The organism is Phaeodactylibacter xiamenensis (assembly GCF_965229835.1).
Lineage (GTDB): Bacteria > Bacteroidota > Bacteroidia > Chitinophagales > Saprospiraceae > Phaeodactylibacter > Phaeodactylibacter xiamenensis.
In genome coordinates this window covers 2090950-2107901 of sequence record NZ_OZ245931.1, presented here as the reverse complement: position 1 = coordinate 2107901, position 16952 = coordinate 2090950, and the positions used below count along the sequence as shown (strand labels likewise).

The window sequence follows — 16952 nt, the reverse complement described above, 5'->3', positions numbered from 1 at the left end:
TTCGCTGTTGATTGAAAGTGAGGGTAGGGCCGCCCGGAAGATAGTAATTGCCGGTAGGACGGCAAAATTTAGTTTTCAGATTGCGGAGTGGAAATCCGAAGCCTGAGGGGGGAGAAAAAGCAATTGCCTTGTAACTTTGCAGGTAATCCGTCAAACTAAACAAATATGAACCACCAACACATTCACGTCCTGCTTTTATGTTTTTCCTTTACCGTAGCCTGGTCGCAAAACCTTTCTGTTACCCTGATTGACAGCGGCATTTACCAACGGGGCTGTACGATCGGGCAGCAACCCTGTACATCGTCAGATCTACCTGCTCATTCAGTGACTTTAGGCGCATTTGCGATAGGTACGCATGAGGTGACACAGGCGGAATACCTGGCGGTTATTGGCAATAATCCTTCCTTGAATATTGGCTGCAGCGATTGCCCGGTAGAGCGGGTGAGCTGGTATGCGGCTATCGTGTTTTGTAATGTCCTAAGCCAGCAGCAGGGGGTGGCGCCGGCCTACTACAGCGACCCTGAGCTGTCAGAGCCCTTTTTCAGTACAGCAGGTACTGTATACTGGGATACCGAGTCAGATGGCTATCGCCTGCCTACCGAAGCCGAGTGGGAGTACGCTGCCCGGAGTGGGAATATAGATAATGATTTTCGTTATGCCGGAAGTGATAACTGGACGGAGGTTGCGGTGGCGGGGGCTGCCACACAGCCGTCAGCCACCAAAGCACCAAATGGACTTGGTTTGTACGATATGAGTGGGAATGTGGCCGAATGGGTCTGGGATCTGTATGGCGATTATCCCAACTTTCCACTTTGCGACCCGCGCGGAGTAGCAACCGGTACGGACCGGATTGTCCGGGGAGGGCATTTTCAGCAATCTGCCGGTGTATCAGTGAGCAGCCGGGCATTTGCAGAACCCGGCGATCAAAGCAGTACCATTGGGTTTAGAGTGGCCCGCACTACCGGCCGGATGGTCACGGTGCCCGGTGGGGCCTTCACCATGGGCTGTACTGCTGAACAGGAACCGGACTGCCAAAACGATGAATATCCGCCCCACACGGTTAGCGTAGACGACTTCCTGCTCTCCCGCTATGAGGTCACGCAGGCCGAATGGGCGGCTCTGATACCAGAATATACGCCTTTATACAACAGAGGGGCAGGCCCTGACTATCCCACTTACCGTGTGAGCTGGTATGATGCGGCCACCTACTGCAACCGGCTGAGCCTCACGGAAGGGCGGACACCGGCTTATTACTTTGATGCGGCATTCACAGAAGTGTTTGATTCTCTGGTAGGGGACCAGCTGGCCTATGTGGACATTTACTGGGATACGGAGGCTGATGGATATCGCTTCCCCACCGAAGCAGAGTGGGAATATGCCGCCAGGGGCGGAGCAGCAGGGCTGGTCACGGTTTATGCCGGCAGCAATGACCTTGATGCCGTGGCCTGGCACAGCGGCAATAGTAATGTTAACAGCCAACCCGTAGGTACCCGCGCACCTAATGAGTTGGGGTTGTATGATATGACAGGCAATATTTATGAATGGTGCTGGGACTGGTATGATTCTGATTACTATGATGTCAGCCCGGTTGATAATCCGCTGGGGCCAGCTGGTCTGACACTACGTACCATACGGGGCGGGTCCTGGAATACCACCGCAGATGGCTCCCGTGTAGCCAATCGTTTGAATTTTCTGCCCGGTGCACGCCGGACGACTTTTGCCTTTCGTGTAGCGCGTTCAAAATAACCAACTTCCTATGAAAACGATTTATGCACTTATTTTTAGCTTGTTTTTTACTGCTACGATTCATGCGCAATGCCTGGAGGAGCTCACCACACCGGTCTCGGCAGATTGGTCAGCGGCTCATTTTCTGTCTGCTGAGCAGGGTTGGCTGACAGGCGAATCGGGGCAGGTACTGCAAACCACGAACGGCGGTCAATCCTGGGCCCTGGCTGATCTCCGTACCCATGTAAACCTTCGGGGGCTTACCTTCCTGGGGCAGGCTATGGGCTGGGTTGTAGGCGAGAGTGGTGTCATCCGAAGAACTACCGATGGAGGCTTGTCCTGGCAGCAGCAGTTCAGCCCTGTCGGTGCGGACCTGAACAGCGTCGATTTTGCCTTCAGTAATTTAGGGCTTGTGGCAGGAGATTGCGGCACACTGCTTCGCACTATAAACGGCGGTACCGCCTGGACCTGGGTAGATGCCGGTACGCCTAACAACCTGAACGTTGTCAGATGGGTGAATGCGCAGACCGTTCTGGCTGCGGGTGAGGGTGGCGTCTTGCTTCGAAGCACTAATGGCGGTCAAACCTGGAACAGCTTAGGCGGTACAGGCACCGGAGACCACTACGCCCTGGAAATTCAGGGCAATGAAGTGTGGCTGTCTGGAGCAGGCGGTACTTACTACTCAGATAATGCAGGCCTTAGCTGGGAATGGCTGGACGGTCGGCGCTTCCAGGCGTTGGCGGCTGATGGCAGCGGTGCTGTTGTTGGAGCCGGGCAGGATGGGCTGGTGGCTGTTAGTACGGATGGTGGCCAATCCTGGGATAACCTTGAGCTGATCCCGGGCGTGGACTGGTCGGCGGTTGCGCTCACCGGCACCCGTTCGGGCTATCTTGCGGGTAGCGGAGGTACCGTAGTCGCGTTCCGGTGGATAAAGGCGGCTGCATCAGGTCCTGTCTCGGTGTGTGCCGGGGAGACTGTACAGCTTAATGCAGAAGCAATTCCTGGAAACCCAACGTATCTATGGGAAGGCCCAAACGGCATTATTGGCACAGGCTCGTCAGTCAGTCTGCTGCCTGCAAGCGCCGGCGACAACTGGTATGTATTAAGTGTGGAAGAAAATGGGTGTGTCGCTAAGGATTCTCTTTTGTTACAGGTTCTTCCTGCCCCTGAAGTCAATCTGGGCAGTGACGTTGCCCTGTGCGAAGGTGAAACTTTGCTGCTGGCCGGCCCGGATGATGTGGTGAGTTATGCATGGAGCGATGGGAGCGGGAATGTTGAGCTGGAGGTCGCTACTACAGGAATCTATAGCCTCACAGTGGTAAATGCGTTTGGCTGCACCGATTCAGATATGGTTGCGGTGGAAGTACAGGAAAATGGTACCCTATTGCTGGATACCCTGCTTTGTTCTGGTGAATTTCTGGAGGTCAACGGCAACTTTTACGATGAGTTCAACCCTGTTGGAACTGAGGTGCTCCCCGGCGCTGCCGTCAACGGTTGTGATTCCCTGATTTTGGTGCAAATTGAGTATTCTATCACGGAGCCCATTACATTAGATACTATGGTATGTGCTTCAGGTTTTCCATTTATGTACGAAAATATAGAAGTGGATGGCTCTGGAGATTATTTTACACAAATCCTCAATGCTGATGGTTGCCCTCAGATGATTTTTTTGAGCGTGCAGGCGCTTCAGAGCTATAATGTGTCATTTGAGGCTTCCTTTTGTGAAGGCGGATTTTATGTATGGAATGAACAAATACTGACCAATCCCGGCACCTACGTACGTGATTTTACCGCTACAGATGGCTGCGACAGCACCGTCACGCTCATTCTTACAGAAGCACCTGCTGCTGAAACCAACCTTGAGTTATCAGTATGCGAAGGGGAAACAGTCATGGTGGGCGACATGGATTTTGATGCTACAGGAACCTACGAAGTCGTGTTAAATGGAGCTGCCGGGTGTGATTCCATCGTAAATTTAGCGCTAACGGTTTTTCCAAATGATTTAGCTACAGAAACGGCGGAAATCTGCGATGGCGAGACCTACACCTGGGAGGGTATGATGCTAAGTGAGCCCGGGCAGTATCAGTTGGTTTACACCAATGCTCAGGGCTGTGACAGTATTCGGGTACTTGACTTGGGGGTTTTTCCTAACCCTGAACTATTTATCGTGGATACCCTGCCGGACAACGGTAGTGGGAATGGCGCGGCAGTACTGGACGTTCTTCAGGGGCAGCCACCATTCAGTGTAAGCTGGAGTAATGGAGGCGTGGGGCTGGTGCAGACCGGACTGTTGGCTGGCAACTATACGGTAACGGTGACGGATGGTAATGACTGTTCGGATACTCTTTCAGTGACGGTCCCGATGACGACGAGCCTGCGCGAGGTGGGCCTGCAAAAGGTGTCGGTATGGCCCAACCCTGGTACGGGGCAGCTTTGGGTTGAATTGCCCGGTGCCTGGGATGTCGGGGCCGTGCAGCTTGTCTTGTACAATGCTTTGGGGGCGCAAGTCAGGGCTTGGGAAGGGCAGGAAGTTCAGCAGGCTTTGGATCTGGGAGCACCCAATGGTGCCTATTTGCTGATGATTCAGTACCGGGAGTACCGGCAGATGCAAAAGGTTATTATTGCGGATTAGGAAATACATTGTAAAATTCAAAACCTTTCTTATCTTTGCACCCGCTAAAAGACAATGGTGTAAGCAGTTTTGGCTTCCAATACAGCATTCATCAGCATTTTGGCTGTAAAGTAACCTTCGGCAGAAGCGCCGGAGTTTTTTGATTATATTATTAATATGTCTGATCCAATGAAAAATTACGAAGTAACTTTCATCGTAGACCCGGTGCTGTCGAGGGAGGAAATCGAAGCGACAGCTCAGACATATGTCGATCACCTCAAAAATGAGGGTTGCCAGATCGTACATGTGGACGAAATGGGGTTGCGCCAATTGGCTTATCCAATTAACCGCCGAACCTCCGGGATTTACTACTGCATTGAATTCGAAGCGCCTAACGGCGAACTGATTGACGTGATGGAACTGGCGCTGCGCCGCGACGAGCGCATCATGCGTTTCCTCACTGCCGCACTCGACAAGTACGGTGTGAAGTACAATGCAGACAAGCGTGCCGGAAAGATCGGCAAAGTAAAGAAAAAAGCGAAGAAGAGCGACGACCGCAAGGACAGCCGCCGCGACAATCGCAAGAAGGACGAGAAGCGCAAGCCGGCTCCTAAGAAAGAGGAAGCTGCTGCTAAAAGCGAAGAAGAAGAATAGTCGTCCACCCCATTTGTTTAATTCTAAAGTTGAAAGATCATGGCATCCAGAGACGATATTAAGTTCCTCAGCAATCCTAAAATTGGTCAGAAGCGCGACAAGTACTGCCGCTTCCGTAAGTTTGGCATTAAGTACATCGACTACAAAGATGCAGACTTCCTGACTCAGTTCGTTAACGAGCAGGGCAAGATTTTGCCTCGCCGCATCACCGGCAACTCCCTGAAGTACCAGCGTAAAGTGGCTACTGCAGTGAAGCGTGCCCGTCACCTGGCACTGATGCCTTACGTGACTGACTTGCTGAAGTAATTTTTTGGCCCTCTAAATTTTTGAAAGATGGATATCATTCTGTTAAAAGATCTAGATAAGGTAGGCGATAAGCATGAGCTCGTGAGCGTAAAGCCGGGTTATGCACGCAACTACCTCATCCCTCAGGGACTGGCCCTTGTTGCTAATGACGCCAACCGCGCAAAACTCAATGAGATCAAGCGCAAAGAGGAAGAAGAATTGGCAGCTCGTAAGGCTGAGTTCGTCGAAATGGCGGATAACCTGAAGGGTAAAGTGCTGAAAATCGGCGCTAAAGCTGGCACAAGTGGTAAAATCTTCGGTAGCGTAACCAACGTACAGCTGGCTGCTGCTCTGAAGGACCAAATGGGTATCGAGGTGGACCGCCGCCGCGTTATCCTGCCGGAAGACGATATTAAAACCCTCGGCGCTTATGTCGCTGAGCTGAAACTTCACCCGGAAGTGGATATCAAAGTAAACTTCGAGGTTGTAGAAGAATAAGCTACGCCTCAGGTGCTTGGTTCGGTGCGCCGGGGCTATCCCCAGTTCACCAGCCGAAACAATCTACATTTAGAGCCATTTGTCTTACCTGGTAGGGCAAATGGCTTTTTGCTTTCTAGAAGCCCAGCTTCCCTCCGTGCACTTTCAGCCACTTCTCCTTCTCCTTGTAATCGGGCATCGCATCGGAGACCAGCTTCCAAAACCGAGGCGAGTGGTTCATCTCAATACGATGCGCCAACTCGTGGATGATGACATAGTCGATTACATCATCGGGTGCAAACAACAGGCGCGTAGACAGGTTGATATTACCCTTTGAGGAGCAGCTCCCCCAATTGCTGTGGTTGTACTTCAAGCGGACCTCCCCGATGTTCTGCTGGAAAAACCGGTCGTTTAAATCGTCGACCCGGCGGGTGATTTCCGGTAGAAAATCCTGCGCTACGATACGGCTCAGTAGATGCTGCAGGTGCTTGGTAAATTCCGGCCCCTGATCATGGTGGCTGAGCTTCAGGGCAATGGTGCCGTCCGGGAGCAACTTGCCCGAGTGGGTTTTCCGGTCTTCATAGGTGATCGCTAACCGGTACTGTTTTTTTCCAACCTCAAGGGTATCCCCATCCTGATACGCCCGGTGCCCGAAGTGACGGTTGATCCTATCACTTTTGGCTACTTGTTCGTGGAGCCAGTCTTTAAACCAGTTCAGGTGTCTTTCTTCTTCGCGGGCATGTAATCCGTGGGGCATACGCAAAAAGGCTGCCGTTTTGCCGATGCTTGCCCGGACGTTGTACCGGTACTCTTTGTAGATGCGCACAGGCACTGTTGTACCCCCGATGTCGAGCGTCAATTGCTGTAGAGTGGGCTTGGCTTTGTTGCGTTTCCGTCTCATGGGGGCTAAGTTACAGTTTTCTTTGGTTGCTGTTTATGGAGGTAGGGGCACAGATTGGACTGATTGCGCGGATTTGCACTGATTCCGGGAAGGTCCTCTAGCGGGGCGGGTCTCGTTGAGCAGATCAGTGAGATCAGTCAGATCAGCGTCATCAGTGTGCTATTATCGTGCGTGGCGGGTTGGAACACGGATTGGACGGATTTGCACAGATTCCGGGAAGGTCCTCCAGCGGGGCGGGACTCGTTGGGCAGATCAGTGAGATCAGTCAGATCAGCGTCATCAGTGTACTATTATCGTGCGTGGCGGGTTGGAACACGGATTGGACGGATTGCACGGATTTTCACAGATTCCGGGAGGGTCATCGCGAGGAGCAGCACATAATGACAAAGATTAAAGTAAATGAACGAAACCATCCTAAGGCTTCCCCAAAACACCTTCAATTACCAGCTTCAGACTATCCACCCCGGGCTTAGGGGCAGACATATCAATGACCTCACGAGACCGGCCCAACAAGGCATAGGACGGGATACTGGAAATAGAAAACAAACTGCCATAATCCGAATCCATGCCTCCCTCCACATAAACCGGGAAGATATTGGGGTAGGCCGCTTGTTTGGACAAGGCGCGCTTCCAGGCCTCAAAGGAACGGTCAAAGGAAACGGTAAGGATAAGGAAGTCCGGCTGATCCGCATAGTGCTCAGCCAAAGCATGCAAATAGGGCAGTTGCTGCATGCAGGGGCCACACCACGACGCCCAGGTATCGATGTAGATGACTTTGTCTCCAAAAGCACTCAGTTGGATTGCATTTCCATTGGTGTCTACGGCAGTAAAATCAGCAGCGTAGCGCAATTGGCGGGTGGTGTAGTAATGCTGCAACGCATCCGCGTAAAGCGCCCGGTGCGGATTGTACTTGCCCAGCTTGAAGTCCAGTAGTGCCACGGTGCTTACATCGACCACCGCACTGTAGGTTTCCCACCCTTTTTCCTGATTCAGGACCTGTGCGAGAAAGAGGGACTGCCAGTATTGCTGCTGCGTGCTGTCAGCCGATTGGGTGGCAATAAAGTCGAAAAAGGGCTGCAAACTGTTAGGTGCAGGCTGAGTTTTTGCCCATTGCAATAGTTGCTGGTCCGGTGCAGGCGTAACCTGACTGGCACCGGTAGGGGAGGAGCAGGACCAAAGCACAACCACAGATAGCAGGATAATGATAGTACGCATGGGTAAAGATTCACAAATTTGCAGCATAGCGTTAGTGAGAAAAGTCACACAACCCCACCCAACGCTTGAATGAAATTTACCTGTCTAACTTATAAACTATCAGAAATGACCCGATTTAACGCAATTATTCTAACCGTTTTTACCCTTCTGGCCTGGTCTTGCAACGATAGCCAGCAGCAGGAAGTGGAACTTAGTGCCCCTGCCCCCTGGGTTGGGTACTGGGATTTTCAAAACTACCCCGGCCCAAATGAACGGGCATACCTCCGTGTGCCTGACGACAATGGGTTTGAGGTGACGGAGAAAAATCAAATGCTGGAATTCCGGGAGGATGGTTTTGTGCGCGAGTTTTTCTGGAACCGTTGTGCAACCGAGCCGGTCATACCTACAGGCTGGAAGGACGGTACGTGGACGCAGTCCGGAAGTGATCCGGTTGTGCTGCAGCTGACCATCGAAGGGCAGCCCCGGGCTTACGAGATTCTTGCTCTGGACGATACCAGTTTGGTCGTCCGGTCAATACAGTAAATTCATACGAAGCAATCATAGCGGGGCGGGGGAGTAACACTTCCTGCGCCCCTTTTTTGTTTACCCAAACTTCCGCTCAAAGGACTGCATCACCTGCACCAGCGCCTGCACGCTTTCAATTTCCATTGCATTGTACATAGACGCCCGGAAGCCTCCCACAGAGCGGTGCCCTTTCACACCAGAGCAGTTGGCCGCCTTGCAAAGCTGCATAAACTCATCGTTCAGATGTTCTTTGCCCTCGGCAAGGACGAAGGTGGCATTCATAGTGGAGCGGTCGGCAGGGTCCGTGACGGTACCTTTGAACATCGGGTTGCGGTCAATTTCCCGGTAGATGAGCTCGGCTTTGGCTGCATTCTTTTGCTGCATGGCAGGGATGCCGCCATTGGCTTTGATCCACCGCAGGGTCAGCATGCTTACATAAATAGGGAAGACCGGTGGGGTATTGAAAGCAGAGCCCTTTTTGACATGCGTGCGGTAGTCCAGCATGGTGGGAATGTGGCGTTTTACCTTGCCCAGTGCTTCTTTCCGCACAATAACAAGCGTAGCACCCGCCGGGCCCATATTCTTCTGCGCGCCCGCATAGATCAGGTCAAAACGGCTGACATCCACTGGTTGGCTGAAAATATCAGAGGACATATCGCCGACCATCGGCACAGAGGTCTCCGGCAGGGTTTTAAACTGCGTGCCGTAGATGGTATTGTTGGTGGTGATGTGGACGTAGGCGAGGTCCTCCGGAATCGCAAAACCCTTCGGAATGTAAGTGAAGTTATCAGGTTTGGAAGAGGCCAGGGTTTCAACAGCGCCAAAAGCCTGAGCTTCCTTAATCGCTTTGGTGGACCAGCTGCCGGTGTCAATGTAGCCCGCTTTCGCATCCTGATCCAGCAGGTTCATAGCGGTCATGAAAAACTGCGAACTTGCGCCGCCCTGCAAAAACAGGATCGCATAATCATCAGGAACGTTGAGCAAATCCTTGATCAGGACATTCGCCTCTTCCATCACGGCCGTGAATTCGGGAGATCGGTGAGAAATTTCCAGAATGGATAATCCCATGCCATTAAAGTCACGTACCGCTTCTGCGGCTTGTTCAAAAACCGGAAGCGGTAGGATGGCAGGGCCGGAACTGAAGTTATGTTTTTTCATGATCTGTTTTTCTTTCGGCAAATGTAGGTATTCAACGAAAACCTTGTACTTCATGTTGAGCGGATTTTTCCGGGGCTGCTCACCTTTTCGTCCAACCAAAACCCATTTTAGAAGAAAAAAGAAGTCCAGTTGCAGCTTTTAGCTGAATTTAAGCTCTGTTAGTATGTAGCAATAGGGGGCAGCAGCCTGTTATTGCATCATAAAATAGCGATCCATTTTTTACAAAACCGGGCAATTCCTGCCCAACTGAAACCACAACGATATGAAAAACCTGTTAGCCCTTTGTTTTCTAATAGTATCCGGCTTTGCGATCACAGCCTGTGCGCAGACCAATGGAAAAATGAGTAGTTCCAGTGCTGAATTGCGCGATTTTGACGGAATAGCACTGGGCATTTCGGCCGATGTTTATGTGTCGCAGGGAGAATATAATGTTGAAGTCACAGGACCTGAAAAAAGTGTTGATCAGGTTGAGCTCAATGCTAATGGTGGTACTCTTGGCATAGGCACCAAACGCGGTACCCGCAACTGGAACAGCCGGGGCGTAAAGGTATACGTCACCATGCCTAACCTGTCCTCTATTGCCATCGGTGGGTCCGGTGATGTAAAAGTGAAGGACAACTTTAATGACATGAAAAACCTGGAAATTTCCATCGGTGGCTCAGGTAATGTGGAAATTGCAGGTAAAGCCAGTCGTGTCGAAGTGAGCGTTGCCGGCAGTGGTGATGTAGATGCATCAGGTGTGGATGCAAACCGTGCTGAAATCAGCATCGCTGGTAGTGGTAATGTCAAAGTGGGCGAGGTAGATAAGCTGGAGGTTAGTATTGCCGGCAGTGGCGACGTTTATTACAAAGGCAACCCATCTGTGGAGAAAAGTGTAGTAGGCAGCGGCGATGTCCGCAAGCTGTAGCTTTAAAGGTATCGGAAAGAGCTTGAGGGGGTAGATCTGTAGCAACGGATTTGCCCCTCTTGCTTACTGGTAGATCGGAGTTTAAATTATTTACCAAAAAGATCGCATGCAAAAGATTGTCTATTATGTCGCCTCTTCCCTGGATGGATTTATCGCAGGACCGGAAGATGATATCAGCGCCTTTGCCTTACAGGGGGCAGGTGTGGAGCAGTATCAAACAGACCTCCTGAAGTTTCGAACGGTCATTATGGGGCGCAGGACTTATGAGTTTGGGTTTCAGTACGGGCTTCAACCGGGCCAGCCCGCTTATCCGCACATGGAACACTATATTTTTTCTGATACCCTGAAGATTGAAAATCTCGCAGAAAATGTTCACTTGGAACCCAGGTCAATTGATCGGGTGAAAGCCATCAGAGATAAGGCGGGAACAGATATTTACTTATGCGGAGGAGGTGTATTTGCCGGCTGGCTATTGGAAAATGGCTTGATTGATCAGTTAAAGCTAAAGTTGAACCCTGTTGTCTTAGGAGGCGGGGTGCCGCTTTTTGGAGATTCCAGAGCCTCGGTAAAATGGGGCCTTCGAGAACAGAAAGTATTCAGTGATGGGCTCCAGATTTTAACTTATAACCGGATTAAGTAAACTGGACCAAACAACAGGGGCAATACTTTTGGATTGAATACAGCAGTCCCGTTTCTTTGGAAGATTCCCTTAGGCCTTTATAATTTACCCCAAATCCGTACCTTAGGCAGTCCAGCAATACTTCATCCTTATGCTCGACCGCTTTCCGCACTACCCGCAGCACGATGCCATGGACTGTGGGCCTGCCTGCCTGCGCATGATCGCCCGGCATTACGGGCAGCATTATACGCTTGCAGAACTGCGTGCCCGGGCATATGTGGACCGCGAGGGCGTCTCAATGGCGGGCCTGGTGGAAGCCGCCGAGTCCATTGGAATGCGGTCATTACCGGTAAAATTACCGCTGGAAAGCACAGCGGAACGCCTGGGCATTGATCAGGCCCCATTGCCCCTGATTGCACATTGGGAGCAACGGCATTTCGTGGTCGTCTACAAACTATCTAAACAGCACGTTTGGATTGCCGACCCGGCAGCTGGGAAACGAAAAATCACACGCTCGGCGTTTAACCGCCACTGGGCCAGCGATGGGGACGAGGGGCTGGCTTTGCTCCTGGAGCCACAGCCTGCTTTTTACGAAGAGGAAGGCATGCCCTCCGCGCAATCCGCGCCCCTGAATTATCTCCTGCAGTACCTGCGCCCTTATCGGCCTTACTTCGTACAGCTGGTCTTTGGGCTTATCCTGGGTAGCATTTTTCAACTGCTTTTTCCCTTTTTGACCCAGGCAATTGTTGATATTGGTATCCGCAATGCTGATCTCTCGTTCATCAACCTGATTTTGATTGGTCAGTTGCTGCTTTTTGCCGGCAGGCTGACCGTGAGCATCATCCAAAACAGGATACTGCTCCACCTTGGTACCCGCATTAATGTCTCCCTAATTGCTGATTTCCTGCAGCAGCTCATGCGCCTGCCCATTGCCTACTTTGATACCAAAATGACCGGCGACCTGTTGCAGCGCATTGGCGATCACCGGCGCATTGAACAATTCCTGACCACCTCAGCCCTGAGCTTTTTATTTTCGGCTTTCAGCCTGCTTATTTTTGGCGGGGTCCTTTTGGTTTACAATGTATCGATCTTCCTGATTTTTTTGATCGGTAGTCTGCTCTACCTGGGGTGGATCCTCATTTATTTGAAAAAGCGGCAGGCTATTGACCACGCCCGCTTCCGGCAGCTATCGGATAATCAGAGTGCGCTCATTGAGCTGATTCAGGGGATGCCTGAGATCAAGCTGCAGAACAGCGGCTCCAAGCGGCGCTGGCAGTGGATGAACATCCAAACCCGCCTTTTCCGGGCTAATCTGAGGTCGCTGGATGTGGAGCAAACGCAGGATGCCGGTGCTACAGGCATATCCCAAATCAAAGATATTCTCATTACGATTCTGGCTGCAAAACTGGTTATCGAAGGACAAATGACACTGGGTATGCTGCTCGCCATCCAATTTATTCTTGGGCAGGTGAATTTGCCCCTGAGCCGGCTGGCGGACTTTCTGAGGCGCTGGCAGGATGCCCGTTTGAGCCTGGACCGCCTGTTGGAAGTACAATCGGAAACGCCCGAGGAAACCCTTTCAGATGGAGCGCCGGTTTGGGATGGTCTGCCGGAGCGCCGGGATATTCAAATCCGGGGCCTGAGTTTTCGGTACAATCCGCTTGCCGAATGGGTGCTCGAAGACATCAACCTGGATATTCCGGAGGGCAAAGTCACGGCTATCGTTGGGGTGAGCGGAAGTGGGAAAACGACATTGGTCAAATTATTGCTGGGCTTCTACGAGCCGGAGGAGGGGCAAATCCGTGTCGGCGGTCAGCCGCTGAGCGGATTGCGCAAATCCCGGTGGCGGTCAGCCTGCGGGGCCGTGCTTCAGGATGGGTTTATCTTTTCGGATACCATCGCCAATAATATTGCGGAAAGCAGCCCCACCGTAGACCCGGAACGCCTTCTGAAAGCGGTGGAACTGGCCAATCTGAAGCCCTTTATTGATGGCCTGCCGCTACGGTACAATACCAGGATTGGTGCTATGGGCAACGGCATCAGTCAGGGGCAGCGGCAGCGGCTGCTCATCGCCCGCGCTATCTACAAAACTCCTGATTTTCTGTTCTTTGATGAGGCCACCAACGCCCTTGATGCTAATAATGAACGCGAAATCGTTAATAACCTGCACCGCTTTTTCGAGGGCCGGACCGTTGTAGTGGTAGCCCACCGCCTGAGTACAGTAAGCCAGGCTGACCAAATTGTGGTACTGGACCAGGGAAAAATTGCAGAACAGGGCACACATGGGGAATTAGTCGCCCGCAAAGGCGCCTACTACCAATTGGTTAAGAATCAACTAGAACTCGGACAATAATGCCAGGGACCTCACCTTCAAACCACGCACAACCGGATGCCAATGGCGGGCGGGCAGCCGTTCAGGAAATGCTGGGCGCACCTCCGGGCTGGGCTTTGCGTTGGGGGATTTCGGCGGTATTTGCAGCGGTGGTCTTATTGCTGATTGGGGCATGGCTGATTCGCTACCCGGATACCGTAACAGCCGAGGTCGTACTGACCACGCCACAGCCTGCCATTCGTATCGTGGCGCCCCGTGGCGGGAAATTACAGCGGCTGATGGTGAAAGACGGTGAAATAGTTCAGCCCGGTCAAACGCTGGCTGTACTGGAGAATCCCGCAGTATTGGAGGAGGTTCAAACCCTGCAGCAATGGCTGGAAAAGGATACCCTCAAAAGCTCTATCCCCGATCTCCGTCTTGGTACATTGCAAGCTCCGGCGGCACAGCTTCAGCGCAACCGGGAGGCCTATCAGTTTTTCCTTCGCCGGTCAGACTGGGCGAAACGGATTCGCTCTCTGCGGAATCAGCAGGAGCAGCTGGTGGCGCTTTCGGTTGCACAGGCCCAAAAGCTGGAAGTCCTGCAGGCAGAACGGGACCTGGCGCAGGCCAACTTCAAACGCAATGAAGCCCTCGCTGCTTCCGGGAATGTCAGTCAGCTCGATAAGGAACAAGCGCAGTTGGCGGTGCTCCGGCTGGAGCGGGAAATACGCGAAGTGGAAGCCGAGCGCCTGCGCAATGCCCTGGAGGCAGAACGGAACAACGCCCTGCTCATCACCCTTCAACAGGAGCAACAAAACAGCGCGCAGGATCTGAAACTGGCCTATGAAGAAAGCAAGGCCAATCTGAAAGCCGCAGTGGAAACCTGGCAGCAAAACAACCTGGTTCGGGCCGAAATAGCAGGCCGGATCGCCTTTCATCAGCCGCTAACCACAGGGCAGTATTTGGAAGAGGGGCAATTGGTGATGACCGTGCTTCCGGTGTCAGGAGCGCGCGATTTGCCCCTGGCTCGCGGTTATTTACCCGCTCAGAATGCCGGGCGCGTGGATACAGGGATGCAGGCTCGCTTATTTCTGGATGCTTATCCGGAGCAGCAGTATGGTGCGATCAGGGCTGAAGTCCGCCACATAGCGCCCATCCCGGAGCAGCAGGCTTACTATATTGAGCTCGCGCTTACAGCAGGCCTGCAAACGACCTACGGGCAGGAGGTGCCCTTTTCACAGGAACTCTCGGCCCGTGCCAACATCATTACCGAAGACCGGCGGCTGCTGTTCCGCCTTTTTGATCAGTTGAGGAGTTTGTGGGAAAATTATTGATTAACTAATCCTGCTCCAGCCCCTTAGCTTCTTCCCATGCTTATCCAGGTACCAAACGATAGGGTGGTGCTCCGGGCGCTCAAACCTGGGGTCATCATCCAGGATGCGGGCGGCGACCTCCCGGGCTGTTTGCAGAATGCGCCCATCTTTAGCCAGGTCGGCAATGCGGAAGTTGAGAATGCCGCTCTGCTGCGTGCCCTCGATATTGCCCGGGCCCCGGAGGCGGAGGTCTGCTTCGGCGATATCAAAGCCGTTGTTGGTGCGGACCATGGTTTGAATGCGCTCTTTGCTCTCCTTGCTGAGCTTAAAACTCGACATCAGAATACAGAAAGACTGCTCGGCGCCACGCCCTACGCGCCCCCTCAGCTGATGGAGCTGTGACAGCCCGAAACGCTCCGTATTTTCGATCACCATAACGGATGCATTCGGCACATTTACACCCACTTCAATCACGGTGGTGGCCACCATGATCTGGGTTTTGCCTTCCACAAAGCGCTGCATTTCAAAGTCCTTATCTGCGGGCTTCATACGGCCGTGCACCACGCTGATTTGGTAGTTGGGTGGAGGGAATTCCCGCCTCAGGGCTTCGTACCCGTCCTGCAGGTTTTGCAGGTCCAGGGTTTCAGATTCCTCAATGAGAGGATAGACTACATAGACCTGCCTGCCCTTCGCAATCTCCTCCTTCATAAAGCCAAGCACCCGCAACCGGTTGTTTTCGGTTTTGTGCAGGGTTTGAATGGCTTTGCGCCCGGGTGGTAGCTCATCAATAACGGATACGTCGAGGTCGCCGTAAAGGGTCATCGCGAGGGTACGCGGGATGGGCGTCGCCGTCATCACAAGGACATGGGGAGGGTAGGGGCTGCTCTTTTTCCAGAGTTTCGCCCGCTGCGCCACGCCAAAGCGGTGTTGTTCATCGGTGATAGCCAGCCCCAGGTTTTGGAAGACGACAGGGGGCTCGAGCAGGGCATGCGTGCCGATTAGGATGTGGATCTCTCCGTTTTTTAGGGCTTCGAGCAGGACCTTGCGTTTTTTCCCCTTTACGCTGCCAGATAAAAAGCCGACCTGCAGGTCCATCCCTTCAAGGTATTCGCTGATGGAATTGTAGTGCTGCTGGGCCAGGATTTCAGTAGGTGCCATCAGGCAGGCCTGGAAGCCATTGTCAATAGCCAGTAGCATGGTCATGAGACCCACGATGGTTTTGCCACTGCCCACATCGCCCTGCAGCAGCCGGTTCATTTGGATGCCTTTGCCCAGGTCTCGGCGGATTTCCTTCAGGACCCGCTTTTGGGCGCCGGTCAGTTCGAAGGGTAATTTGTGGTTGAAAAAGTGCATGAAGTGCTCACCCACCTGTTCGAAATTGAACCCCCTGATCGCGTCCCGTCGCCGTCGGATTTGCAGGAGGCGAAGTTGCAGGAAGAAGAGTTCTTCAAACTTCAGGCGGTTGCGGGCCTGCTGCAGTTGTTCCTCGGACTTTGGAAAGTGGATGGTACGCATGGTATCGTAGCGGGAAGGGAAGCGGAACTTTTTGACGATGTAGGGCGGCAGGTTTTCCGGGAGGTCTTCAGGTTGAAGCTTATCCAGGAGGGCCGCCATCATCCGGCGTCGGTTGCGGGCATCTACCCCCTTGGTGTTTAGCTTTTCGGTACTGGGGTATACCGGAGCGAAGCTCGCCGCTTTTTTGATCTTTTCGGGATTGGCAATTTCCATTTCCGGGTGAGGGATGCTCAGCTGGTCCCGGAATGCATTGACCCGGCCATAGATGACATACTCTTTTCCAACCTCCAGCTGCTTTTCCAAATAGCTGACACCAGAGAACCATACCAGGTCGATAGCGCCCGTTTCATCCCGGAAGCGGCCGGTCAGGCGTTTTTTCCTGCCCTCCCCAACGGGTACAAGTCGGCGCAGTACACCGCGGAGCTGCACTTCCCCGCTTTCCTGGTGCAAGGTGTTGATTTTGTGGAACTGGGTTTTATCGATATAGCGGTGCGGGTACTGTTGCAGCAGGTCCCCACAGGTGAAGATGCCCAGCTCTTTGTTGAGTAGCTCTGCGCGCTTTGGGCCCACGCCCTTTAGGTAGGATATGTCAGAATCGAGGGTATTCATGTGGCGCCATCAAAAATAGCAACTTTTTAGTAGTTTTTGCAACCGCTAATGGAACTCTGAAGTGGCAGTTTTGTTGTAAAACTCGCAGAATGCTAATGGTTCCCGGGCTGATAGAGTTGACAAGGTGCTCCAATAATTCTATCTTTGC

The 16952-nt window shown here is 52.6% G+C and carries 14 protein-coding genes; 10 read left to right on the top strand and 4 right to left on the bottom strand.

All coding sequences use genetic code 11. The annotated features are described in order from the left end of the window. The first annotated feature begins 165 nt into the window (after positions 1-165). The 5 genes from ACO08I_RS07760 (at position 166) to rplI (ending at position 5773) form a co-directional block, all read left to right on the top strand. On the top strand, positions 166-1746 hold the full coding sequence (locus ACO08I_RS07760; RefSeq protein WP_421948983.1) for a formylglycine-generating enzyme family protein: 1581 nt from the start codon (positions 166-168) through the stop codon (positions 1744-1746). 10 nt (positions 1747-1756) lie between these two features. Next, positions 1757-4357 (top strand): YCF48-related protein, encoded by a 2601-nt coding sequence (locus tag ACO08I_RS07755; protein WP_421948982.1) that lies wholly within the window; start codon positions 1757-1759, stop codon positions 4355-4357. Positions 4358-4525: 168 nt separating this feature from the next. Then, on the top strand, positions 4526-4990 hold the full coding sequence (gene rpsF / locus ACO08I_RS07750; protein WP_044229715.1) for a 30S ribosomal protein S6: 465 nt from the start codon (positions 4526-4528) through the stop codon (positions 4988-4990). Positions 4991-5029: 39 nt separating this feature from the next. Continuing rightward, positions 5030-5296: a 30S ribosomal protein S18 gene (rpsR, locus tag ACO08I_RS07745; RefSeq protein ID WP_044229713.1), complete on the top strand. Its 267-nt coding sequence runs from the start codon at positions 5030-5032 to the stop codon at positions 5294-5296. A gap of 27 nt (positions 5297-5323) precedes the next feature. Continuing rightward, positions 5324-5773, top strand: a complete 450-nt coding sequence (rplI, locus tag ACO08I_RS07740; protein WP_282784662.1) for a 50S ribosomal protein L9 — start codon at positions 5324-5326, stop codon at positions 5771-5773. Positions 5774-5888: 115 nt separating this feature from the next. Here the strand turns inward: rplI and ACO08I_RS07735 are convergent, their stop codons facing one another. Together ACO08I_RS07735 and ACO08I_RS07730 are read right to left on the bottom strand one after the other, a co-directional pair. Beyond that, positions 5889-6653, bottom strand: a complete 765-nt coding sequence (locus ACO08I_RS07735) for a M48 family metallopeptidase (RefSeq protein WP_421948981.1) — start codon at positions 6651-6653, stop codon at positions 5889-5891. A 414-nt stretch (positions 6654-7067) separates the two neighbouring features. After that, on the bottom strand, positions 7068-7868 hold the full coding sequence (locus ACO08I_RS07730) for a TlpA family protein disulfide reductase (protein WP_421948980.1): 801 nt from the start codon (positions 7866-7868) through the stop codon (positions 7068-7070). A 105-nt stretch (positions 7869-7973) separates the two neighbouring features. On the opposite strand from ACO08I_RS07730, the gene ACO08I_RS07725 reads away from it, so the two are divergent. Next, the gene (locus tag ACO08I_RS07725) at positions 7974-8390 is read left to right on the top strand and encodes a hypothetical protein (protein ID WP_044229697.1); all 417 of its coding nucleotides are present in this window, start codon (positions 7974-7976) and stop codon (positions 8388-8390) included. 60 nt (positions 8391-8450) lie between these two features. Here ACO08I_RS07725 and serC read toward each other — a convergent pair whose 3' ends face one another. Then, complete coding sequence (serC, locus tag ACO08I_RS07720) at positions 8451-9530, bottom strand: 3-phosphoserine/phosphohydroxythreonine transaminase (protein ID WP_282779127.1); 1080 nt, start codon at positions 9528-9530, stop codon at positions 8451-8453. A gap of 262 nt (positions 9531-9792) precedes the next feature. Here serC and ACO08I_RS07715 point away from each other — a divergent pair, with 262 nt between their 5' ends. The 4 genes from ACO08I_RS07715 to ACO08I_RS07700 all read left to right on the top strand — a co-directional run bounded on the left by ACO08I_RS07715 (position 9793) and on the right by ACO08I_RS07700 (position 14701). Next, positions 9793-10437 (top strand): head GIN domain-containing protein, encoded by a 645-nt coding sequence (locus ACO08I_RS07715; protein ID WP_421948979.1) that lies wholly within the window; start codon positions 9793-9795, stop codon positions 10435-10437. 106 nt (positions 10438-10543) lie between these two features. Next, positions 10544-11077 (top strand): dihydrofolate reductase family protein, encoded by a 534-nt coding sequence (locus ACO08I_RS07710; protein ID WP_282779131.1) that lies wholly within the window; start codon positions 10544-10546, stop codon positions 11075-11077. Positions 11078-11207: 130 nt separating this feature from the next. Beyond that, the gene (locus ACO08I_RS07705; RefSeq protein WP_421948978.1) at positions 11208-13409 is read left to right on the top strand and encodes a peptidase domain-containing ABC transporter; all 2202 of its coding nucleotides are present in this window, start codon (positions 11208-11210) and stop codon (positions 13407-13409) included. After that, positions 13409-14701 (top strand): HlyD family secretion protein, encoded by a 1293-nt coding sequence (locus tag ACO08I_RS07700; RefSeq protein ID WP_421948977.1) that lies wholly within the window; start codon positions 13409-13411, stop codon positions 14699-14701. The genes ACO08I_RS07705 and ACO08I_RS07700 overlap by 1 nt, the downstream gene beginning before the upstream one ends. Here the strand turns inward: ACO08I_RS07700 and recG are convergent, their stop codons facing one another. Beyond that, a complete protein-coding gene (gene recG, locus ACO08I_RS07695) occupies positions 14702-16804 on the bottom strand; it encodes an ATP-dependent DNA helicase RecG (protein ID WP_282779144.1) in 2103 nt (700 codons plus the stop codon). It abuts the gene before it with no gap. Positions 16805-16952 lie beyond the last annotated feature (148 nt).

What these genes read in the sequence shown, in the direction of transcription:
- ACO08I_RS07760 (WP_421948983.1), top strand. Translation starts at nt 166, where the DNA reads ATGAACCACCAACACATTCACGTCCTGCTTTTATGTTTTTCCTTTACC.
- ACO08I_RS07755 (WP_421948982.1), top strand. Translation starts at nt 1,757, where the DNA reads ATGAAAACGATTTATGCACTTATTTTTAGCTTGTTTTTTACTGCTACG.
- rpsF (WP_044229715.1), top strand. Translation starts at nt 4,526, where the DNA reads ATGAAAAATTACGAAGTAACTTTCATCGTAGACCCGGTGCTGTCGAGG.
- rpsR (WP_044229713.1), top strand. Translation starts at nt 5,030, where the DNA reads ATGGCATCCAGAGACGATATTAAGTTCCTCAGCAATCCTAAAATTGGT.
- rplI (WP_282784662.1), top strand. Translation starts at nt 5,324, where the DNA reads ATGGATATCATTCTGTTAAAAGATCTAGATAAGGTAGGCGATAAGCAT.
- ACO08I_RS07735 (WP_421948981.1), bottom strand. Translation starts at nt 6,653, where the DNA reads ATGAGACGGAAACGCAACAAAGCCAAGCCCACTCTACAGCAATTGACG.
- ACO08I_RS07730 (WP_421948980.1), bottom strand. Translation starts at nt 7,868, where the DNA reads ATGCGTACTATCATTATCCTGCTATCTGTGGTTGTGCTTTGGTCCTGC.
- ACO08I_RS07725 (WP_044229697.1), top strand. Translation starts at nt 7,974, where the DNA reads ATGACCCGATTTAACGCAATTATTCTAACCGTTTTTACCCTTCTGGCC.
- serC (WP_282779127.1), bottom strand. Translation starts at nt 9,530, where the DNA reads ATGAAAAAACATAACTTCAGTTCCGGCCCTGCCATCCTACCGCTTCCG.
- ACO08I_RS07715 (WP_421948979.1), top strand. Translation starts at nt 9,793, where the DNA reads ATGAAAAACCTGTTAGCCCTTTGTTTTCTAATAGTATCCGGCTTTGCG.
- ACO08I_RS07710 (WP_282779131.1), top strand. Translation starts at nt 10,544, where the DNA reads ATGCAAAAGATTGTCTATTATGTCGCCTCTTCCCTGGATGGATTTATC.
- ACO08I_RS07705 (WP_421948978.1), top strand. Translation starts at nt 11,208, where the DNA reads ATGCTCGACCGCTTTCCGCACTACCCGCAGCACGATGCCATGGACTGT.
- ACO08I_RS07700 (WP_421948977.1), top strand. Translation starts at nt 13,409, where the DNA reads ATGCCAGGGACCTCACCTTCAAACCACGCACAACCGGATGCCAATGGC.
- recG (WP_282779144.1), bottom strand. Translation starts at nt 16,804, where the DNA reads ATGAATACCCTCGATTCTGACATATCCTACCTAAAGGGCGTGGGCCCA.